This is a genomic window from Prevotella sp. ne3005 (assembly GCF_900110085.1).
In the GTDB taxonomy this organism is placed as follows: domain Bacteria; phylum Bacteroidota; class Bacteroidia; order Bacteroidales; family Bacteroidaceae; genus Prevotella.
Genome location: NZ_FOCK01000001.1, coordinates 431091 through 452497 on the forward strand (window position 1 = coordinate 431091; position 21407 = coordinate 452497).

General features: G+C 37.9%; 20 protein-coding genes. All 20 read left to right on the forward strand.

The features are described 5' to 3' along the window. The first annotated feature begins 135 nt into the window (after positions 1-135). Positions 136-1278 (forward strand): DegT/DnrJ/EryC1/StrS family aminotransferase, encoded by a 1143-nt coding sequence (locus BMY16_RS01700; RefSeq protein ID WP_091839199.1) that lies wholly within the window; start codon positions 136-138, stop codon positions 1276-1278. A 30-nt stretch (positions 1279-1308) separates the two neighbouring features. Next, complete coding sequence (locus tag BMY16_RS01705) at positions 1309-1947, forward strand: formyltransferase family protein (RefSeq protein ID WP_091839202.1); 639 nt, start codon at positions 1309-1311, stop codon at positions 1945-1947. Between the two features lie 6 nt (positions 1948-1953). Then, a complete protein-coding gene (locus tag BMY16_RS01710; protein ID WP_139207092.1) occupies positions 1954-3009 on the forward strand; it encodes a nucleotidyltransferase family protein in 1056 nt (351 codons plus the stop codon). 2 nt (positions 3010-3011) lie between these two features. Further along, on the forward strand, positions 3012-4286 hold the full coding sequence (locus tag BMY16_RS01715) for a glycosyltransferase (RefSeq protein WP_091839204.1): 1275 nt from the start codon (positions 3012-3014) through the stop codon (positions 4284-4286). Positions 4287-4297: 11 nt separating this feature from the next. Next, positions 4298-5281 (forward strand): acyltransferase family protein, encoded by a 984-nt coding sequence (locus BMY16_RS01720; protein ID WP_091839209.1) that lies wholly within the window; start codon positions 4298-4300, stop codon positions 5279-5281. Beyond that, the gene (locus tag BMY16_RS01725) at positions 5278-6441 is read left to right on the forward strand and encodes a glycosyltransferase (RefSeq protein WP_139207093.1); all 1164 of its coding nucleotides are present in this window, start codon (positions 5278-5280) and stop codon (positions 6439-6441) included. Before BMY16_RS01720 ends, BMY16_RS01725 begins: the two co-directional genes overlap by 4 nt. Before the next feature lie 6 nt (positions 6442-6447). Next, the gene (locus BMY16_RS01730; RefSeq protein ID WP_091839215.1) at positions 6448-7713 is read left to right on the forward strand and encodes a hypothetical protein; all 1266 of its coding nucleotides are present in this window, start codon (positions 6448-6450) and stop codon (positions 7711-7713) included. 53 nt (positions 7714-7766) lie between these two features. Continuing rightward, a complete protein-coding gene (locus BMY16_RS01735; RefSeq protein ID WP_091839218.1) occupies positions 7767-8537 on the forward strand; it encodes a glycosyltransferase family 2 protein in 771 nt (256 codons plus the stop codon). 126 nt (positions 8538-8663) lie between these two features. Then, positions 8664-9827 (forward strand): IS4 family transposase, encoded by a 1164-nt coding sequence (locus BMY16_RS01740; protein WP_091839221.1) that lies wholly within the window; start codon positions 8664-8666, stop codon positions 9825-9827. A 58-nt stretch (positions 9828-9885) separates the two neighbouring features. Continuing rightward, entirely contained in the window at positions 9886-10956 is a 1071-nt protein-coding gene (locus tag BMY16_RS01745; RefSeq protein WP_091839223.1) for a glycosyltransferase family 2 protein, read from the forward strand. 2 nt (positions 10957-10958) lie between these two features. Next, positions 10959-11894 carry an NAD-dependent epimerase/dehydratase family protein gene (locus BMY16_RS01750; protein ID WP_091839226.1) on the forward strand — a complete coding sequence of 312 codons (936 nt, stop codon included), beginning with the start codon at positions 10959-10961 and terminating at the stop codon, positions 11892-11894. Beyond that, on the forward strand, positions 11891-12916 hold the full coding sequence (locus BMY16_RS01755) for an acyltransferase family protein (protein ID WP_091839229.1): 1026 nt from the start codon (positions 11891-11893) through the stop codon (positions 12914-12916). The genes BMY16_RS01750 and BMY16_RS01755 overlap by 4 nt, the downstream gene beginning before the upstream one ends. Continuing rightward, positions 12861-14114, forward strand: coding sequence for an HAD-IIIA family hydrolase (locus BMY16_RS01760; protein ID WP_091839232.1), 1254 nt, complete (start codon positions 12861-12863; stop codon positions 14112-14114). The genes BMY16_RS01755 and BMY16_RS01760 overlap by 56 nt, the downstream gene beginning before the upstream one ends. 10 nt (positions 14115-14124) lie before the next feature. Next, a complete protein-coding gene (locus BMY16_RS01765) occupies positions 14125-15126 on the forward strand; it encodes a GHMP family kinase ATP-binding protein (RefSeq protein ID WP_091839234.1) in 1002 nt (333 codons plus the stop codon). A 15-nt stretch (positions 15127-15141) separates the two neighbouring features. Continuing rightward, on the forward strand, positions 15142-15702 hold the full coding sequence (locus BMY16_RS01770) for a D-sedoheptulose-7-phosphate isomerase (RefSeq protein ID WP_091839237.1): 561 nt from the start codon (positions 15142-15144) through the stop codon (positions 15700-15702). Beyond that, on the forward strand, positions 15699-16757 hold the full coding sequence (locus tag BMY16_RS01775; protein WP_091839240.1) for a glycosyltransferase family 2 protein: 1059 nt from the start codon (positions 15699-15701) through the stop codon (positions 16755-16757). The genes BMY16_RS01770 and BMY16_RS01775 overlap by 4 nt, the downstream gene beginning before the upstream one ends. A gap of 7 nt (positions 16758-16764) precedes the next feature. Continuing rightward, a complete protein-coding gene (locus BMY16_RS01780) occupies positions 16765-17967 on the forward strand; it encodes a Coenzyme F420 hydrogenase/dehydrogenase, beta subunit C-terminal domain (protein ID WP_091839243.1) in 1203 nt (400 codons plus the stop codon). A gap of 4 nt (positions 17968-17971) precedes the next feature. Next, on the forward strand, positions 17972-19138 hold the full coding sequence (locus BMY16_RS01785; RefSeq protein WP_091839247.1) for a polysaccharide pyruvyl transferase family protein: 1167 nt from the start codon (positions 17972-17974) through the stop codon (positions 19136-19138). A 12-nt stretch (positions 19139-19150) separates the two neighbouring features. Next, positions 19151-20266, forward strand: coding sequence for a glycosyltransferase (locus tag BMY16_RS01790; RefSeq protein ID WP_091839251.1), 1116 nt, complete (start codon positions 19151-19153; stop codon positions 20264-20266). Between the two features lie 12 nt (positions 20267-20278). Beyond that, entirely contained in the window at positions 20279-21400 is a 1122-nt protein-coding gene (rffA, locus tag BMY16_RS01795) for a dTDP-4-amino-4,6-dideoxygalactose transaminase (protein WP_091839254.1), read from the forward strand. Positions 21401-21407: the final 7 nt, after the last annotated feature.

Genomic DNA, 21407 nt, shown 5'->3' on the forward strand with positions numbered 1-21407 from the left:
GCCTTTTTTATTCCTATTTTATGTTAAATTATGCAGGTGCGCCATCACTTGCGAAACTTTAGTCTTTTTATTTTGTGCAGCTGTTGATCAAATTTGAATATATATAGAGAACAAAATTTTATCCAAGAGTTAATTATGGCATACAAAATTCCTCTTTTTAATCTGAACTTCGACGAGCGCGAGGCTCAGGCCGCGTATGATACAATTAAGTCGGGCTGGATCTCTACTGGCCCGAAGAATGCAGAGTTAGAGCAGATGTTTATTGATATGTGGAAGGTGAAGTATGCAGTGAGCATGTCGAACTGCACCGATGCCCTTCACGTCTGCTGTATGGTTTGTGGCTTTGGCCCTGGCGATGAGGTGATTTGTCCTTCTCTGACCTTTGCAGCTTCTTGCAACTGCATCCGCTATGTAGGTGCTACACCTGTATTCGCAGATATTGTTGGCCCAGACCACATCAATATTGACCCAGCTGACATTGAGCGCAAGATTACTCCCCAAACCAAGGGTATTGTGGTAGTACACATGGCTGGTTTCCCTGCTAAGATGGACGAGATTATGGCCATTGCTAAGAAGCATAACCTTAAGGTGGTTGAGGATGCTTGTCATGGCCCATTGTCGGAGTACAAAGGCCAGAAACTGGGTACCATTGGTGATTGTGCCGCTTTCAGTTTCTTCTCTAACAAGAATATCTCTACCGGTGAAGGTGGTATGTTCATCACCAATAATGAGGAGATGGAAAAGAAAGCTCGCTTGATTCGCTCTCACGGTATGAGTACCATGAGCTATCAGCGTGCCAGTGGTCATGCCACAGAATATGATATCACCTGCTTGGGTTACAACTTCCGCATGGATGATATTCGTGCAGCCATTGCCATTGAGCAGTTGAAGAAGCTCCCTGAAGATTTGGAAACTCGTCTGCTTGTTCGCCAGCGTTATGTGGAGCGTTTGAGCAATGTGGAAGGATTGGTAATCCCGTTTGCTGACAACACTGAGTTTGTGAGTAACTATATCTTTCCGACAGTGTTGTTGAATAGCACTAAGGGGAGAAGGAATAAGATCCGTGAGTATATCCACGAAGCAGGAATCCAGACCTCCGTTCACTATCCAGCTGCCCATAGATTCACTACATACATAGATCTTGGAGCGGTTCTACCCCAGACGGAATACGTCACAGATAATGAAATAACGCTGCCGATGTATGCCGCATTGACAGACGAGCAGATTGATTTTATATGTGATGTTTATTTAAAGGCCTTGAAAGAAATATCCGCTTAAAATATTGTTTACCATTGCAACTATAATAATATGAAAATTGCGATATTAGTTGATGATATTAACTCATGGTTTGTACCATATTCTCATGTTTTAAAAGAGAAGTTGCAGACAGACAATATCGATGTGAAAGAGTATAACAACTCAAAAGAAGTTGGCGATGAGGATATTTGTTTTATCTTGAGTTGTACTAAGATTCTTAAAAAAGATTTTTTGGATAAACATAAACACAATATTGTTGTACATGCGTCAGATTTACCTAAAGGTAAGGGCTTTACACCTTTAAAATGGCAGATTTTGGAAGGTAAGAATGATATTCCTCTTACTTTGTTTGAAGCAGTAGAGGCATGCGATGCTGGCCCATATTATTTAAAAGATGTAATTCATTTCCGAGGTTATGAAATGCTAGGAGAAATGCAGGATATTATGGCGAGAAAAATCATTGATATGTGTTGTCTATTTGTACAACAGTTAGATTCATTAAATCCCATTGAACAAATTGGTGATTCATCTTATTATAGAAGATTTAATAAGAACGATGATAATTTGGATACGAATCAAACATTAAGCGAATTGCTCCCAAGGTTCAGAATCGCAGACTTTGAGAGATTCCCCTTGACGTTTGAAAAAGATGGTCATCGTTATTCTTTAGTTGTAAAAAGAATAGATTAAACTCTTATGAAAGAAAAAATCACAAGAAGGATTATTTCGCCCAACGTATCATTGCTTGAAGCGATGAAGTTGATGGACGAAATAAAGGTTAAGATGCTTTTCGTGTTTGATGGGCAACATTTTGAAGGAATCTTCACAATAGGCGATATTCAGCGGGCTATTATAAAAAATGCACCGCTAAGTGATTCCGTATCCTCTATTGTTGATAAGAAAAAAAAGTATGCATCGCCTGGCGAAAGTAGAGAGTCCGTTAGGACTAAGATGATGGCACTACGGGCTGAATGTATGCCTGTAGTTGATGCCAGCGGAGAATTAATTGACGTATATTTCTGGGATGATTTTTTCAAGCATTCAGAACTGCAACATCGTGATAAGATTGATTTGCCGGTAGTCATTATGGCTGGTGGGAAGGGGACAAGATTAAAGCCCCTTACAAATGTTTTACCTAAACCACTTGTTCCCGTCGGGGATAAAACAATCCTTGAAGTTATAATGGACCAATTTGAGGCAATTGGATGCCATAAATTCTTCATGTCAGTGAATTATAAAGCAGATATGATGAAATACTATCTAAGTCAACTAGAACATAAATATGACATTGACTTCTTTATGGAGGATAAACCATTAGGAACTATTGGCAGTGTGTCACTATTAAAAGGTAGAATTAATACGCCATTCTTTGTATCTAACTGTGATAGTATTAATGAGCAAGATTATCGTGACGTGTATGATTATCATATCAATAACCATAATGATATGACAATTGTAACAATGGTGAAGAGTTTTAAGATACCATACGGAGTTATTGAAACAGGCGAAGATGGATTGATGGTAGATTTGAAAGAGAAACCTGAACATACCTATATGGTTAATTCTGGAGTTTATATTCTTAATCCGGGACTGATAGATGAGATTCCTGAAGGAGAGTTCTTCCATATAACCCATTTGATGGAAAAGGTTAAAACACGTGGTGGTAGAGTTGGGTGTTTTCCCGTGAGTGAGGAATCGTGGCATGATATGGGTGAGTGGCCGGAATATTTAAAGATGATAAAAGTGTTGTGATAATGAACAAGATGTTAAAAGTCGCTATTATTTGTCATGTTTCAAATAAGGAAATAAGGGAAAGTATTAAATTGTCATCACTGAGACTCACGAACACTATAAAAAGAATTTTAGGTATCCCTCAATATCATTACTATGATAGAGGAATGTGGAATACACTCCTTTTTAATGAGTTTAAAAAGTATAATGATATAGAACTGCATGCTATTATACCACATCCAGGTATGAAAACAATGATGCAATCTTTTGTAATAGATGGTATATATTATCATTGTTTTAATCAAGAAAGAGGCTATTTTGATAAGTTATACAAGCAAAACAGGTATTATATACGTAGGTTTATCAATGAGATACAGCCAGATGTGATAAACATAGTTGGAATAGAGTCACCATTTTATTCTCTATGTGCTCTTGATATAGATGTTGAAAAGTATCCATTAATTGTCTCTATGCAAACAGCTTTATCTGATCCTGATTTTATTACGAATTATCCTTTAATGGACAAGCAAGAGTATGAGACGCGAAAAGAAGTAGAGCAACGTGTTTTAAAGCGAGCTCATTATATTGCAACAGACTCGCAATGGTATAGGACTATAGCTTCTTGGTTTAATCCTGATGCTGTTTTCTTGAGATACCATTTTTGTGCAAGTCAGGATGTGCCAAGTCCTAAAGATAAAGAATATGATTTTGCATATTGGGCCGCAGACATCTCAAAAGCAGGTGAGGATGCTATAATGGCTTTTGTCGAAGCTTCAAAAATAGAAAAAGGAATAACGATGAATGTGATTGGACGATATTCACAGGGATTCCTTAATCATTTAAAATCCATACTTGAAAAAGAGGGATTGGAACAGCAGGTCATTTTTAGTGGCTATTATGAAACCCACTATGATGCCCTTTGTCAAGTTGCAAAATCACGATTTGCGTTAGTACCAATTAGGGTGGATACCATTTCCACAACCATTAGAGAAGCTATTCAGATGCAAATGCCGGTAGTTACCTATGCGACAAAAGGGACACCATCATTAAATAAAAAATCTACATCTGTATTAATATCGGAAATTGGCGATTATATAGAGATGGGTAAAAATATGGTGAAATTAGTAAAAGATAAAGGACTTCAAAGAATTCTAGTTGAAAATGCAACTGCTTTTGCCGATACTTATTGGGATAATGAAAAGGCCATGAGAATACAGGCTGCAATGTATCATGCTGTTTATGATCATTTTATACATGGAACTGAAATACCATCGGAAATAACTAATTATGTTATTTAAGTTGTTGTTTTATGAACCGAGGTGTACAAATCTTGAAGGGCATAGCTGCGTTGATGGTCTTTCTTTCCCATGCTTTGAATATGAGAGATATAGCATGGGTTCTTAAGTATCAACCAACCCTTTTCCATATTTTGTGGGATGGCCAGTGCGCTGTGATAATTTTCATGGGTATCAGTGTCTTCTTTTATTATAAAACAGAGTTTACCTGGGTGGGGTATTTTAATGGTATTAAGAAGAAAGTATTGAGGATTTATCCTCTGGCAATTATAGTATTGTCTTTAGCATATGTGTTATGCAATTTACAGATACCATATAATCAAGGTAGTTTTAGTGATTGGGGAAACTCATTCTGGAATAAGCCTATTGGAATAGCAGATTATCTTAAAAATGTATCTTTGTTATTACCTTGTAATAGTGATTTGTTAGATCCACCAATTTGGTATCTTTATGTTGAGGTACGTATGTTTTTGATCATGCCTTTGCTAATCGGATTATGGATAAAAAAAGGAATATGGCTATCATCGTTAATTATACTCTTGGTATGTGTAAATCCTATTCTACCAACATATATAGAGTATTTGCCAGTCTATTTTATTGGTGGTTTTTTCCGATGGCTGAATGAGAAGTATTTGAATAGATGGAGGGCAGAGTATTTTTGGCTTTTCTGCATATTTGGTGTTGTTTTGCTTGACATCAACAATATAGTGGGGTATGAAAATAATGTTATTTATAGGATAGTACAAGCATTTGGCGCTGCTTTTATTGTGGTGGGATTATATAATATTGTCTTTAAACAGAACTTGTTGTGTAAACTTCTTGAGAAAATGGGTAATGTTTCTTATGAGTTCTTTTTACTACATTTTGTAGTTTTACTTTCTTTTAGGATTCTATGTCTTCCGACATGGTTATATATAATGCTATCGTTGGCTACTTCGATATTATTGAGTTATTTGTTAAATATCTCTTTATCTAGGATTATAAGAATAAAGAAATGAATAGGACACTCTTTTCTAAGTTATTATTAAAGGTATCAAGGCATTTTCAAATACTTGATATGGATAATATTAATAGGGATTTAGCCAATCCTTGTCAAAAGCGAGTGTTTTTCTCATACAAGTCATTACTAAATAAAGACATTGATAATGTTGCTCATGCACAAATACAGCACATCAATCAAATGATTCACTACTTGATACAAAAAGATTATTGCATTGATTTATGTGATTGTCAGGATTTAACTGCATTTGAAAGACATAATGGAATCACCTATGATTTGATATTGGGATTTGGCCCGCTATATGAAAAATGTTGTAATGAATGGGCTATCAAGCAGAAGATATTATTTGTAACAGAGAATAATCCAGCCGTTGTTGAAGAGAAATACGAGGAAAGATTGCAGAATCTTAACCAGCGGCATCCTCGCATTAATACAAAAAAGGCAATAGTAAGAAAGGGATTTTATACTCTTAAACAGTTTGAACAATCGGATTACGGCATTATACTCAACTCGGAATACAATGCGGAATCAATGCTTTCGTATTTCTCTAAGTATGGCAGGATAAATGCGAATGCCATCAGGAATAAGTCTTATGTATATAATTCGCAAGAAATACTGAGAGTGACATCATCAGTAAAAAAGAAATTCGTTTGGTTTGGTTCTGGAGGCTTTATTCATAAAGGATTGGATGTCTTATTGGACGCTTTCGCGAAACTGGAAGACTGCGAATTAAATGTATATGGACTTTACGATGAAGAGAAATCATTATTTGATAAGCTGAAATCGCCCAATACAATTAATCGAGGGCGTGTAAGTGTTATGTCAGACGATTTCGTTAAGAACGTGGTACTTGGCAACACATACGTTATTTATCCATCATGCTCAGAGGCAATGAACACCGGTGTGGCTACTTGTATGGCACATGGTCTTATCCCAGTTGTTACAAAAGAATGTGGCTTCGATTATTGCGAAGGGATGGTTGTTTTGAATGATTTTCATGTTGAGACAATAGTTAAAACTGTTAAAGAGTTATCAAAACTCAGTGTGGAGGAAATAGAGAAAAGGCGACAGTATATTTATGATTATTCAGATAAAGTCTTTTCATTGGCATCTTTTACCACCAAGTTTAATTCTATTATGGATAGTTTTATCGAGTGAAAGAATATGGCTGCAAATGTATTGACATACAAGTCGCTACTCGTCTATATATTTCTTGCGTTGACTTTTGCAAATGCTGTGTTTAGCAATACGGCCTTTGGTATTGTCATACAATTATTAGTAATTGCGTGTTTGTTTGTTGCAAGAAAAGAGTTTTCTCATTTCTATTTTGATAGTTATTTTAGATGGATTCGTTTATATTTCCTGTGGGTCGGGGCTTGTATGATGAGGGGACTATTCCTTATAGAAAATTATACAGATTCTCGCATTTTCTTAGATAATTCAATAAGGCTATTATGTCCTTTGTTAATATTCCCATTTATCAATCCAGCTTTTACTCGGGAATTCTATCAGAAGTGGCTTAAGTTTGTTTTGATATTTACCGTCTTGCTTTTTTATTGGGTTGCAGGCGGGCTTTCTGAGTTTTATATGCTTCCTATTCTTTTTGTTATCTTATATTCTCCTTTATTTAAAAGAAAATATTTCTATTTTGCACTAGTCTTCCTTGTGTTTTTTTCATTTAACTTTTATCCAGATGGCAGAATGCAACTGCTTAAAGGAACTGCGACATTTGTTTTCTGTATATTGGTATATAAATCAAAAAAACTCTCTGAAAGGAAATATAGATTAATATTGAAATGCTCATATGGATGTTTGGCGCTTGCTTATGTGATGATTCTTTCCAATGCATATAGTATGCTTAATGGAAAAATGGACGCAGAGTATACAAGAACAGAAGATGATAAAAAGGGAGATACAAGAAGTTTGTTGTATTATGATGTCATCAATTCTGCTTTGAAGCACAATTATTGGTTATGGGGGCGAACCCCCGCTCGCGGTAATGATGTGGAGGCATCCCAGGTTCTATTTATATATGTGTATGATTATGATGATAGTATGATTTATCGAGGCCAAAGAGCTAATAATGAGGCGGCCGTTTTAAACTATATTACGCATACGGGGCTTATAGGACTGTTTTTGTTTAGTATGATTTATTTTAAAGCTACATATCTTGCAGTTTATTGTAGTAGGAATAAATATATTAAACTATTAGGAAGCTATGTCGCATTTCAATGGGTCTGTACGTGGTTAGAGAACGTTAACAACATAGATACTTTAAATGTAGGACTGTGGTGTCTTGTGGCTATGTGTTATTCACCTGAGTTTAGAGGAATGAATGATTCTGAGTTTGAAGGTTGGTTTAGAGGACTTGTATGTTTTAAGATGGAAGAAAATCTAAAAACTGAGGATGAAGAGAGTAATCTGTCATAGATAGCTTAGAGTGTCATTCTTCTGTTAATTGCCAATTAGTTATTGTATTATTTATGACATCATTATTATCTTTGCCTTGCGTTACAATTATAACAGTGTCCTATAATGCAAAGGACGGTATAGAAAAAACGATATTGTCTGTTGTTAAACAGTCATATAAGAATATAGAGTATATTATTGTTGATGGTGGTAGTTCAGACGGAACCATTGATATTATAAAGAAATATGATAAGCAATTAACTTGTTGGATAAGTGAGCCTGATAAGGGAATCTATGATGCTATGAACAAAGGTATCAAAAAAGCAACAGGAGAATGGCTGATCATGATGAATGCTGGAGACTGTTTTGCAAATGAAAGTGTCCTAGAAGAGGTCTTCTCAAGAAAGATACCAAACAATATATCATTTCTTTATTCTGATGTGTATAGTAAAAAAAAAGACGGCGGCTTAATTTTAAGACCATCAGATTTTGCATCTGGTAATTTGATACATCAGGCTATCATTTACAAGAGAGATTTACATAAAGAACATGGCTACTATATCGTAACCAAAAAAATTATTATTTCAGATGCACTGTTTTTTGCAAGAATTCCCATAGATCAAACAATGAAGATCGACACTGTCCTTTCTATTTATGAAGGAGGAGGTGTGTCCCAACAAGGAAACTGGGCGGAGCAGCAATTTTATTGCATGGAAGTGGTGTTTAGAAAGAAAAGTTTTTGGGGGATGGTTTTTTCATATAGTTGGAAAAGAATTAAATCAATTTTGCCCGTTTCAGTAAAGGACAAAATAAAAAGTGTTTTGGGAATAAATTATAAAGGATAATCACTACTGTCCCGTTAAAGTGGACTAATCGCTCTTTGAAATAATTGAAATTCAGTCTATTAGGCAGGTTTTTGAAATGAAACGGACTTGATTTTGTAACTTTGCAGCCAAATATAATTGACTGCTATGTTCCAAGACAAATACGTTTTTGCTCAACTTACCGCTTTTCTAAACAGGACTCAGTTTAACAACTACGTTCGCAAGTATGATGGTAATCGCTACGTGAAGCACTTCACCTGCTGGAACCAGCTGCTTGCAATGATGTTTGGTCAACTGAGTAATCGTGAGAGTCTTCGTGATCTGATTGTTGCTTTTGAAGCACATCGGGCCAAGCAATACCATCTTGGATTAGGTCGTGAACCTATCGCTAAAACGACTCTTGCGTCAGCTAATCAGAATCGTGATTACAGAATCTTCAAGGACTTTGCCTTCTATATGATGAAGGAAGCTTGCGAGAAACGAGCGACCAACATCTTGGATATCCCAGGAAAGAAATATGCCTTTGATTCAACTACTATTCCGTTGTGTCTGGCAACATTCCCATGGGCGAAGTTTCGAAGAAAGAAGGGAGGCGTCAAAGTCCATGTCTTATATGACATTGAGGCTCAGGTTCCGGCCTTCTATACAGTGACCACAGCATCCAAGCATGATTCGACGACAATGTCTTCAATTTCCTGTGAGCCAAATGCTTACTACATATTCGACAGGGCTTATGACTCATTTAAGGAACTCTACAGGATACACCTTACAGAGTCTTTCTTCGTAGTCAGAGCCAAGACGAACCTGAAGTACAAGATTGTCAAATGGAAGCGAAGAATGCCTAAGAACGTGCTGACTGATGCAGAAGTAAAACTGGCTGGTTATCTCTCGGAGAAGAAGTATCCAGAGTCATTCAGACTCATTCGCTACTATGACGAGGAAGACGACCGTGAGTTCACTTTCCTGACGAATGCAAAGCAGCTTTCTGCATTGGATGTCGCAAATCTCTATCAGAAAAGATGGCTGGTAGAACTATTCTTCAAATGGCTCAAGCAACATCTAAAGATAAAGAGGTTTTGGGGTACGACGGAGAATGCTGTCCGCATACAAATCAGTGTGGCCATTATTACTTACTGTCTCGTGGCTATTGTCCAACATGATATGCGATTAGAACGCTCGACCTATGAGGTTTTGCAGATTCTTAGCATCTCATTGACAGACAAGACTCACTTACGAGACCTGTTCGATAAGACTAATTTCAACGATGTCAAAGATCAATTTGGTCCCCTCATTCCGGGGCTATTTGATTAATATTTAAACTCGTCCCATTTTAACGGGACACTAATGAAGGATAATAAGAATTAAGTATATGGAAAATAATCCTAAGATATCTGTTGTTATGCCTGTTTATAATACAGGGGAGTATTTAAACAAGGCTATTGACAGTATTTTAAATCAAAATTTTCAAGATTACGAATTAATACTTGTCGATGATGGTTCCGAAGATGGTAGTTCTGAGTTATGCGATAAATATGCTAATGCGGATAATCGTATAGTTGTAATCCATCAAAAGAATGGAGGTATTTGCAATGCCAGAAATGCTGCACTTAAGATTGCAAAAGGGGATTATATTGCGTTTTCAGATCATGATGATGAGTATCTTCCTGGGCTTCTTGAAGAATCATATAGAAGGGCAATAAACGACGATGCAGACATTGTAAAATTTGGAAAGAAAGAATATATCATAAGCGATGGGGTTGTGGTAAGAACTCGTCAGACTTCTATTTATGACATGGTGTTAAAAGATAGTCTTATTGCAGATAACTATCTACAGTTGTTGAATAAAAACATCATTGATTGTGTTTGGGATTCACTGATAAAAAAAGATCTTATTATCCAAAACAATGTATTCTTTGATGAAAGCTATAAGGCAGGAGGTGAGGACATCGATTTTATCACACGGATTTTCAAATATGCGAAAGTGGTTAGTCTGATGAGAAAGACTTTTTATTTACATTATATTCGCGAAGGTTTCTCAACTTCATCTAAGTTTAATCCGATAAAACTTTCAACACTTAAGTTGCTTGCTGAACGTATTACAGAAGGCGCAAAAGCATTAGGAGTGGATTTGTATGAAAAAAGAAAGGAATATGTTTATCAGATGACATATACCTTGCTTAACGCCCCTGCAACCCTCCTAACAAAAAAGGGGTGTAAGATGACAAAAAAGGAAAAATATAGCTATTTAGATGATTTAAGAGAATCCCTATTCTTGCCGGAATGGTTTTTTAAGCAATCACCATTATTAATAGTAGGACTTAGTAAGAGATATGCAATGTCTTATTTCTTATTTAAACATAAATTATATACACCTTTCTTTCTTATAACAAATATGAGAAGTTTAGAATTGACAATAAAGAAAAAAATAATAAGGAAATAAATATGAATATTTTAATTTCAGGAGGAGCCGGATTTATAGGCTCTCATTTAAACGATGCATTAATAGCAAGAGGTCATAATCTGACCGTAGTAGATAACTTGGTACTAGGACGTAAAGAGAACATTGAGCACCTAATTGGAAATCCCAACTTCCGCTTTATTGAAGCAGATTTGCTGGATATGTCTAAGATGGGCGAAATTTTTGCTGAAGGCAAGTTTGATATGGTTTATCATCTTGCAGCTAACAGCGACATCCAGAAGGGTGGTAAAGACCCGATGGTGGATTATAACTTGACGTTCAACACTACTTTCAATGTACTACAGCTTCTGAAAGAGTTTGAAATTAAGAAGCTCTTCTTTGCATCCACCTCTGCCATTTACGGTGAGACATACGATGTGTTGAACGAAGATTACGGTCCACTGAAACCCGTATCAAATTATGGTGCAGGTAAGTTGGCCAGTGAGGCTTTCATTAGCGCATTTAGTTCTACTTATGGTATACAGACATGGATAACACGTTTCCCGAATGTGGTGGGTGAGCGTTTCACTCATGGTGTTATCTATGACTTTATCCACAAACTCCAGAGAAATCCGAATGAATTGGAGGTTCTTGGAAATGGCGAACAATGCAAACCATATGTTTACGTGAAAGACTTAGTGGATGGAATATTCTTTGTGATAGACCATGCTCACGAACCTTACAACGTATATATGCTTGGCTCTAACACCCGCACCAAGGTGAAGGAAATTGCTGCTATGGTAATAGAGGAAATGGAATTGAATGCGAAGATTCGTTATACAGGAGGTGACCGTGGTTGGGTAGGTGATGTTCCTGAATTCCGTTATGACTTGACAAAGGTGAACGAGCTAGGATGGAAAGCTCCCCATAATTCAAATGACTCTGTTCGTTTGGCAATACAAAAAGCACTCGGGAAATGATTCGCTGGATAAATAACCTAAAGGGATTTGGAATCTTACTCGTCGTTTTAGGCCATTTAATCCCTCGTGAAGGCTTTGGGCAGTGGATATATGCATTCCATATGCCATTGTTCTTCTATCTTTCAGGATATCTATTCAGTATTCGTTCTAAGACTGCTTGGGGGGGGGGGAAACCGCAGTTCTTACGATTGATGGCTCCATTCTATTTTTGGAGTGTCATCTGTTTAGCCATTAACTTCATAGTTGCCACAATTTGGTATCCTGATAAGATACATAAGTTAGTTGTTTATACTGCCCATGTCGTATTGGGAGGAGGACAAAATGGAATAAAAGAACTTGGCCTGTCGTTTTTCCCAATTTGGTTTTTACCTCCATTGTTCTTCTCGAATCTTTTGTTTATTTATATGAACAAAAACATTAAGAGTATAGCATGGAAATTTATGATGACTGCGGTTTTATCGGTAGGTGGAATTTTGTTATTCTTCATTCACAGAACCCTTCCATTCCGTTTAGATGTAACGCTTTTAGTCATTCCGTTCGTCTGGGCAGGTTTCTATCATGATAGGATTGTGCGCAAATTAAATAAACCTCAATGGGGGGTAATAATGATAATTACTGGTACACTTGTCAATATCTTAAATATAATATTATCAGGGATTTTAAGTGTAGAAGTAGTTCTTCAGACAATAGGAAATCCAATGTTGTTTTTCTTTTCTGCATGGTTAATTATTGTAGGAACTTTTATTCTCTTTGAAAACTTGTTGCAGGAATCCTCTATTTCGGAATATTTTGGAAAGAACTCAATGGTAATAATGACATTTCATTTTCCAATCATATTTTTCCTTAAGAGAGAGATTCCTTTAGACGATTTTTCTATTTTCTTAATGATATGTGTCATTATGTATTTCTTTATAAAATGTATAGACCGGTACATACCATGGTCTTTTAATTTTAAATTGTTGACAAGTGAAAATTGTAATAATCGCTGGAGGGCAGGGTACTCGCATCGCCTCCGTGAATAGTGAGATTCCCAAGGCAATGATACCTGTCTGCGGGAAACCCATTGTCGAACATGAGGTTGAGTTATGCAAGCGTTATGGCTTCGCAGATTTCCTGTTCATCATCGGCCACATGGGTGACCAGATTTCATCGTATTTCGGTGATGGAAAGAAATGGGATGTTAATATTGAATACTATCAGGAAACGCAACCTCTTGGAACTGCAGGAGCACTGGGGTATCTGAAGGAAAAACTGACTGAAGACTTTTTCGTGTTCTATGGAGATACGATTATTGACTTTGATATGAGGTCGATGCTCAATTATCATAAGTCAAAGAAGGCGGATGCAACTCTATTTTTACACCCCAATGATCATCCATACGATTCGGATATAGTAGATTTGGATGCAGAAGGGAAAGTACGTAAGTTCTTTAATAAACCACATGAGGAAGGCTTTGTTAGCCGTAACATCGTTAACGCAGCCTTGTTTATTTTCTCTCCGAAGATTCTGACACAGATAGAAGTCGGCGTAAAGAGCCATATCGAGAAGAATGTGCTACCCCGTTGCCTGGATAACGGCATGAATCTTTATGGCTATGTGAGCTTTGAGTATATCAAGGATATGGGCACTCCCGAACGTTATTATGCTGTATGTGATGATGTCAAGAGTGGCAAAGTGAGTCGTCTGAATCGAAGCAACAAGCGCCCTGCTATTTTCCTTGATAGAGACGGAACTATCTCAAGAGAGGTGAATCTGCTGAACAAACCAGAGCAGTTGGAGCTGATTGAAGGGGCAGCTGAGGCTATCCGACTGATTAATAAGAGCGATTATCTGTCTATTATTGTCACAAACCAGCCGGTGATAGCCCGCAACCTCTGTTCCATTGAGGAATTGGAGTATATCCATGCATCATTGGAAACGATGCTTGGCAAAGAACGTGCTTATATGAATGCCATCTACTACTGTCCTCATCATCCAGACAGAGGCTATCCAGAAGAGCGTCCTGAATATAAGATTGACTGTGAGTGCCGCAAACCAAAACCAGGCATGTTACTTCAAGCCGCCAAAGATTGGAACATTGACCTGTCAAAGAGCTATATGATTGGAGATTCCGACAGAGATTTGAAAGTTGGGCAGAATGCTGGATGTAAGGACTCTATTATCATCAAGACAAACGAACCCAATGCACTGCTTAATGCTATAAAAGAAATAATTAATTAGAACTAACTATATGATTATATCAAGAACACCTTTTCGCATTTCATTTGCGGGTGGCGGATCAGACTTGCCGTCATTTTACCGCAGATCTACAGGAGCTGTGCTCAGCACCTCGATAGATAAATACATGTATATTGCTATCCATCCCTACTTTGAGAAGGATAAGATTCAGCTAAAGTATTCCAAAACAGAGCAGGTAAATTGCATTGACGACATTAAGCATCCTATTTTCCGTGAAGTGCTGAAAATGTATGGATTGACGGGTGTGGATTTGAATTCCATTGCTGATATTCCTTCGGGTACGGGTTTGGGTTCCAGCAGTTCGTTCACTGTTGGCTTGCTGAATGCGGTACGTGCATATATTGGCAAGGCCTCCAGTGGTGAGAAGCTTGGAGAATTGGCTTGTGATATTGAAATCAATCGAGTCGGTTCTCCTATTGGAAAGCAGGATCAGTATGCAGCAGCTTGTGGCGGTCTGAACTTTATCACATTCTATGGTGATGAGACCGTGAATGTAGAGAAAATTATCATGCAACCAGGAAAAAAGCAGGAACTGGAAGAGAACCTAATGATGGTTTTCGTAGGTGGTGAACATTCTGCTAATGCCATTTTGAAGAGCCAGTCAGCAGCGATTAGTGATAAGAAGAAGTTTGAGGCACAGAAAGAGATGGTCAAATTGGCTTATAGCCTCAGAGAATCCTTGGAAAAAAATAATCTTGATGACTTTGGGAGAATACTACATGAAAACTGGTTACTGAAAAAATCCTTGACTTCAGGGATTAGTACGGGACTGGTTGACGAGATGTATAACAAAGGAATGGAAGCCGGAGCCCTTGGTGGAAAGCTATTAGGTGCAGGAGGTGCAGGATTCATCCTTTTCTATTGCCCCAAAGAGCGTCAGCAGGAGTTTCGTGATCGTATGGGTGATATAACTGAACTTAATTTCAGGTTTGACAATTATGGGTCTAAGATTATCTATGTAGGTGAAAAGGTAAATATTTGGAGAAAAGAATAATAAAAACATATATGTATGGATTACAAGGAAGAAATAACTAACTATTTTGAAAAGGAAAAGGCAACTCTAGATGCTATCAATAAGGAAGACCTGAATACGCTGATGAACGTTTTGGTTCAGGCCAAAGATGAAGGAAAGACAATCTTCATTATGGGTAATGGTGGGTCTGCAGCTACAGCATCGCACTATGTTTGTGACTTTAACAAGGGTATATCGTTTGGTAAGGAAAAGATGTTTAAGTTTATCTGTCTGAATGACAATATTCCAACAATGATGGCTTATGCCAACGATATGTCGTACGCAGATGTTTTTGTAGGGCCTCTAAAAAATTTTATGCAGGATGGGGATATCGTGATAGGCATATCAGGAAGCGGCAACTCCGAGAATGTAGTCAGAGCCATCAGATATGCTAACGAGAATGGTGGTGTCAGTGTAGGTATTACTGGCTATAGCGGAGGTAAAGTAAAACAAATGAGTAGATATAATGTTCATGTACCTGTGGACGATATGCAAATAACAGAAGACCTGCATATGGTTCTTGATCATTGTATGATGAAAATTCTTTGTTCGAAATGATAGACAACGGAAAGATTAGCATTATAGTCCCGATGTACAATTGCGCAGAGTATGCGCCTAAGTGTATCGACAACATCCTAAGTCAGAGCTATACGAATTGGGAACTGTGGCTTGTTCATGGAGATTCAAATGATGGCACAGAGGCTGTCTGCCAGAAATATGAAGATCTGGATTCGCGTATTCATAACATCTTCCATATCGATGGTCTCGTTCCTGCCCGCAACGTGGGTTATGAGCGTGCCACAGGTGACTGGATTATGTACATAGATGGTGATGACTGGATAGATGGTGACTGTTTGGTGTCTATCATGGAGGCTGCTAAAAAATATAATAATCCAGATGTTATCTTTTGGAAGGTTTTACAAGATTTGAATGGTAAGCCTGTTTATGGTAAAATGGAATGGGCATGTCAGGATGACGAGCATCTGTACAAAGATGAAGAGTGTCGTGAGTTGGCTAGACATACGATGATTTACAGTAGTGGAATCACTACTGCCTACGCAAAACTTGTACGCCTAGACTGGGCTAAGGCTAAAAACATTTACCACGATAAGCGACTTAGGCAAGGTGAAGAAGGCGTTGAATATTCACTCCGTGTTTTTTATTATGCTTCAAAAGCTTTATTCCTGAATAAGTATTATAACCATTATAGATATACTCCAACCTCTCTTTCTAAGTCTATTAATGAGAAAAATACCAAATATATGACAGACTCCTTTCTTGTCATGGAAGAAGATATTGATGGTTTTGAGAATCGGGATGAAATAAAGAGGATGTATTATCAAAGGGTAGTATATGGTTTGATTGCTATGGCTATGAGTACCTATTTTCATCCTAATAACCCAAACCCTCTTTCAACGAAAGTGAGAAAATTTAAAGAGGTCATTGCCAGTGCTTCTCTATATAAAGAGTCAATACAGAAGTGTCCAATAGTTTACATGGATAAACTGAGAATAATCATACTTTATTTACTTCGATGCAGAATGTATTGGTTGTTGGCTCCTATTGCCCAGATAAAGCAATTCTTATTGAAACGGGGATACTTTAAATATTAATTCTCTGATGATTAAAATCCAAGAAAAGCAGGATTGCTGTGGGTGCTATGCTTGTGAGAATGTTTGCCCCAAGCATTCTATAATGTTGCAAAAGGATGAAGAGGGATTCTTATATCCTCAAATAAACCTTGAAACCTGCATAGATTGTCATCTGTGTGAAAAAATATGCCCTATTATCAATGTTGAGCCTGAGAAGAAGAAACCTCAAACTGCCCATTTAATTCAGATAACGGATGATGTTATAAGAAAGGAAAGCACTTCTGGAGGTGCGTTTACAGCCATAGCCAAATGGATTCTCCGTCAAGGTGGCGTGGTCTTTGGAGCAACGCTTGATATCAATACTTTTGAGGTACATCATCGTTGGGTAGACAATGAGGCAGACTTATCATTGTTTAGGAACAGTAAGTATGTTCAGAGCCATATAGACAAATGTTATCAAGAGGTCAAGGAATTCCTAAAGGAAGACAGATGGGTTTGTTTTAGTGGTACCCCTTGCCAGATAGAAGGACTTTATCACTTCTTGAGAGGGGCGTATGATAAATTGCTGCTTGTAGATGTCGTATGCTATGGAATTCCAAGTCCAGGAGTTTACAAAGACTATATGCAGTGGAAGCAACAGCAGATTGGGGGCAATTTCCAGAAGATGCTTTTTCGCGAAAAGCGATTGAGCTATAATTATACATCTTTTTCTATTTTTAATGATAAACCTGAACTGAATTATCATCAGGGCGTAGAGCGTGAGCAGTTTATGCGTTCCTTCTTTAGCGATATGAATGTACGACCATCATGCTATAACTGTAAGTTTAAGAAACGCTATCGTGTGTCTGATTTTACGATCTGGGACTGTTACGATGTGAAGGCTTTCAGTAAGAATTTTGATGAAGATGGAACGAACCGGGTATTGGTACATTCTGCATTAGGAGAAAAGATTCTGAGAGGAATCAAGGAATGGACTAAAGAGGAACCATACGAAGATATTGATATGTTTATCAAGGATGAGATTGCTATGGTCAAGTCTGTTGTTATGAATCCAAAGCGAGAGGCTTTCTTTGCAGATTATGCTACGATGTCAATGGGGGATTTGATGGAGAAATGGTTTCCTCTGACATTGACTGTCAGAATAAAAACATTTCTCAGGATGGCTGCTTTCAAGTTGGGTATTTACAATGAGGCAAAGAGAACGGTCAAGAAACTGTTAAGAAAGAATTGATAATATGACAAAAAAGAAAGTGGCTTTAGCCATTAACTATGATTATCACGACTATGGAGGCATGCTTCAGGCATTTGCTACACAGAAAGCATTAGACAAGCTTGGCGTAGATTCTGAAGCCATTAACTTTGATTCTCTTAAGGGTGACATCAATAAACGCAAATGGAAGTATTTTCTGTCGAATCTATGTGATGCGACCATTGTCAAGGAAAAGAGCCGGGTAATTAGTAAGAAACTGAGAATGAAGTTTGATTCATCCTTGGGTGGAAAAATGGCTCAAAGGGATGCTGCCTTTGATCAGTTCTGTCATGATGGTTTTAAGGTCTCAAGGATGTTTGAGTCATGGGAGGATTTAAGTGGAGCTTGTCGGAATTATGATGCTGTAATCGTTGGAAGTGACCAACTTTGGTTGCCTTCCAATGTGGCTGGTGATTATTATACCTTGTCATTTGTTCCAGATGATGTAAAAAAGATTGCATACGCGACGAGTTTTGGAATTGGGGCTATTCCGGAGAATATGAAAGCGCAGTATTCCCGATTCCTAAATAGAATCAATTATTTGTCTGCTCGTGAAACCAGTGGGCAGGAAATCATCAAGGTATGTACTGGAAGGGATGTGCAGTTGGTATGCGATCCTACTATGCTGTTAGAAGTGAAAGACTGGTCGGAAATCGCCTCTTCCCGACCTGTTGATGGGGATTATATCTTCTGCTATCTCATGGGAGATAACCCTGTACAGCGTGAGTTTGTGAAGAAATTGGCGAAGAAGGAAAATTGTAAAATCGTGGCATTGTTGCATTTGGATCAATATATCTCTGCTGACGAAGATTATGTGGATGAGGCCCCATACAATATTAGCCCTGCCGGTTTTGTCAGCCTAGTTAATAATGCTAAATATATATGTACGGATTCTTTCCATGGAACGGTGTTCTCAATTATCTTCTCCAAGAATTTCTTTACCTTCAAAAGGTTCAATAAGAAAGCTTCACTCTCAACAAATACAAGACTTACTTCTTTATTGAATAATCTTGGTCTTAATGAAAGACTTTTTACTGGGTTTGAGAATGTAGATAATAATTTGGATGTAAAGAACTATCCTCTTGTACAAGAGAATTTAAGACTATTTCGTGATGAGTCTATTCGTTATCTGATGAAATCTATTGAATCTTAAATATTATAAACAATGATAAAGGTAGCATACATTTTTGGAAGTATAAATCCTGGTGGGAAAAAGAATCTAGCTTTAGAATATTGTCGACACATGGATACCACCAAGGTTAGGGTGGACTGGATTTGTGATGCTGATTCTACAGCCATACCCGAGGATGAGATTAAGGCTTTGGGTGGAAAGGTACATATTGTAACACCCTATAAGAATATCCTGAAGAATATGAGTGATATTCGGAAGGTAATCAGAGAAGAGAAGTATGACGTAGTTCATGTTTGGTTGTCGACGATGAACCTGTTCTCGTTGATTGTTGCCAAGCAGGAAGGTGTTAAGGTGAGGATATCTGAAAGTATCTCTATGGCCAATAAGCATGAGAAAAAAGTGCTGCTAAAATATGCCCTCAAGCCATTCAGTAGTATTGGGGCTAATTATTATATGGCCTGTGGCGTGGATTGTGGCGTGTTCCAGTTTGGACAGAAGTCATACGATGATGGGGATATTGCCATCTTTAAGACTGTCATCAATACAGATGATAATGCATACGAGCCCGAGTTAAGAACCATAACAAGGAAGAAGTTCGGATGGGAGAATAGCGTGGTATATGGGTTTATCGGCCGGTATATGGTACAGAAAAATCCTTTGTTTATCGTAGATATTTTCAATGAGATCCAAAAGATACAACCAAATGCCAAACTGGCCCTGATTGGTTTTGGTGGATTGGAGGAGAAGATGATGGAAAGGATTACTCATTATGGCATCGCGGATAAGGCTATCAACTATGGCAAGCGTGAGGACATTAAGCAGTTTTATAATGCTTTCGATGCCTTCCTGCTCCCCAGTATTTATGAAGGATTGCCAGTTGTTGGTGTTGAGGCTCAGAGTTGTGGCCTTCCTATCTTTTTTTCTACAGAGATTACTCCAGAGGCTAAAGGGTGCAACATGGCTCATTTTATCAGTTTGAAAGAATCTGCAGCAGAATGGGCAAAGAAGATAGTTGAGATAGTCAGTCAAAATATGCCTGCACGCAGAAGCTTTGTAGAGGAGATGAAGGCCGCCGGTTTTGACTCTAAGAGCGAGGCCATGAGGCTGCAGAAATACTATTTTGATGCAATTGAAGAACAAAACAAATAAATCGATTTAATTATGATTCCGTTTAATAAACCGTATTGCTCAGGCAGAGAACTGAAGTATATGGAAGAAGTATGCCATTCCACAACAATGTCAGGTAATGGTCAGTTTACAAAAAAATGCCATAAGTTCTTTGAAGAGAAATATGGCTTTAAGAAGTGTCTGTTAGCTACATCTGGTACCGATGCGTTGGAGATGTGTGCTATGTTATGCGAACTAAAGCCTGGTGATGAGGTTATCATTCCATCTTATACGTTTGTATCTACAGCGTTGGCATTCCTGCGTGAAGGAGCTAAGGTAGTATTTGCAGACAGTGGCGCTGAGAATCCTAATGTAAGATCTGAGAATATTGAGCCTTTGATTACAGATAAAACCAAGGTAATTGCAGTGGTGCATTATGCAGGTGTCGCTTGCGATATGGATGCCATCATGTCATTAGCAGAGAAGCATAACCTACTTGTTGTAGAGGATGCTGCGCATAGTGTGGATTCATTCTATAAAGGTAAGCCACTAGGTGGAATTGGACATCTTGGGGCATTCTCTTTCCATGAGACCAAGAACATCAGCAGTGGTGAGGGTGGTATGCTCGTGGTGAATGATGAGCGTTTTATCCGTCGTTCGGAGATTATCTGGGAGAAGGGTACCAACCGTGCAGAGTTCTATCGTGGTATGGTGAATAAGTATGGATGGTGTGATATGGGTAGCTCTTTCCTGCCCTCAGAGTTTAATGCTGCCTATCTATGGGCACAGTTGGAGCAATTGGATGATATTCAGAACAAGCGCAAGCATATATGGAATATGTATTATGAGGGGTTAAAGGGAAAGATTGACTCAGAGATAACCATTCCCGAATTACCAGAATATGCTACTAATAACGCCCACATGTTCTATTTGCTCTGTCCTTCACTAGATTATCGTACTAAATTGATGGGCTATCTGAAAGAAAAAGGCATCCAGACAACCTTCCACTATCTGCCCCTGCATTCAAGTGCCTATTATCAGGACAAACATGATGGACGAGAGCTATCTAATTGTGACAGATATGGGGATACATTGGTTCGTCTTCCGTTGTTCTACGAATTGACTGATGATGAGATAAATATAGTAATCAATGCAATAAAGCAGTTCCGTATTTAAGAATAGA

Excerpts from the sequence above, each read along its gene's own strand:
- BMY16_RS01730 (WP_091839215.1), top strand. The coding sequence starts at position 6,448 with ATGGCTGCAAATGTATTGACATACAAGTCGCTACTCGTCTATATATTT.
- BMY16_RS01785 (WP_091839247.1), top strand. The coding sequence starts at position 17,972 with ATGACAAAAAAGAAAGTGGCTTTAGCCATTAACTATGATTATCACGAC.
- BMY16_RS01740 (WP_091839221.1), top strand. The coding sequence starts at position 8,664 with ATGTTCCAAGACAAATACGTTTTTGCTCAACTTACCGCTTTTCTAAAC.
- BMY16_RS01700 (WP_091839199.1), top strand. The coding sequence starts at position 136 with ATGGCATACAAAATTCCTCTTTTTAATCTGAACTTCGACGAGCGCGAG.
- BMY16_RS01750 (WP_091839226.1), top strand. The coding sequence starts at position 10,959 with ATGAATATTTTAATTTCAGGAGGAGCCGGATTTATAGGCTCTCATTTA.
- BMY16_RS01735 (WP_091839218.1), top strand. The coding sequence starts at position 7,767 with ATGACATCATTATTATCTTTGCCTTGCGTTACAATTATAACAGTGTCC.
- BMY16_RS01780 (WP_091839243.1), top strand. The coding sequence starts at position 16,765 with ATGATTAAAATCCAAGAAAAGCAGGATTGCTGTGGGTGCTATGCTTGT.
- BMY16_RS01745 (WP_091839223.1), top strand. The coding sequence starts at position 9,886 with ATGGAAAATAATCCTAAGATATCTGTTGTTATGCCTGTTTATAATACA.
- BMY16_RS01725 (WP_139207093.1), top strand. The coding sequence starts at position 5,278 with ATGAATAGGACACTCTTTTCTAAGTTATTATTAAAGGTATCAAGGCAT.
- BMY16_RS01775 (WP_091839240.1), top strand. The coding sequence starts at position 15,699 with ATGATAGACAACGGAAAGATTAGCATTATAGTCCCGATGTACAATTGC.
- BMY16_RS01720 (WP_091839209.1), top strand. The coding sequence starts at position 4,298 with ATGAACCGAGGTGTACAAATCTTGAAGGGCATAGCTGCGTTGATGGTC.
- BMY16_RS01790 (WP_091839251.1), top strand. The coding sequence starts at position 19,151 with ATGATAAAGGTAGCATACATTTTTGGAAGTATAAATCCTGGTGGGAAA.
- BMY16_RS01770 (WP_091839237.1), top strand. The coding sequence starts at position 15,142 with ATGGATTACAAGGAAGAAATAACTAACTATTTTGAAAAGGAAAAGGCA.
- BMY16_RS01755 (WP_091839229.1), top strand. The coding sequence starts at position 11,891 with ATGATTCGCTGGATAAATAACCTAAAGGGATTTGGAATCTTACTCGTC.
- rffA (WP_091839254.1), top strand. The coding sequence starts at position 20,279 with ATGATTCCGTTTAATAAACCGTATTGCTCAGGCAGAGAACTGAAGTAT.
- BMY16_RS01705 (WP_091839202.1), top strand. The coding sequence starts at position 1,309 with ATGAAAATTGCGATATTAGTTGATGATATTAACTCATGGTTTGTACCA.
- BMY16_RS01765 (WP_091839234.1), top strand. The coding sequence starts at position 14,125 with ATGATTATATCAAGAACACCTTTTCGCATTTCATTTGCGGGTGGCGGA.
- BMY16_RS01710 (WP_139207092.1), top strand. The coding sequence starts at position 1,954 with ATGAAAGAAAAAATCACAAGAAGGATTATTTCGCCCAACGTATCATTG.
- BMY16_RS01715 (WP_091839204.1), top strand. The coding sequence starts at position 3,012 with ATGAACAAGATGTTAAAAGTCGCTATTATTTGTCATGTTTCAAATAAG.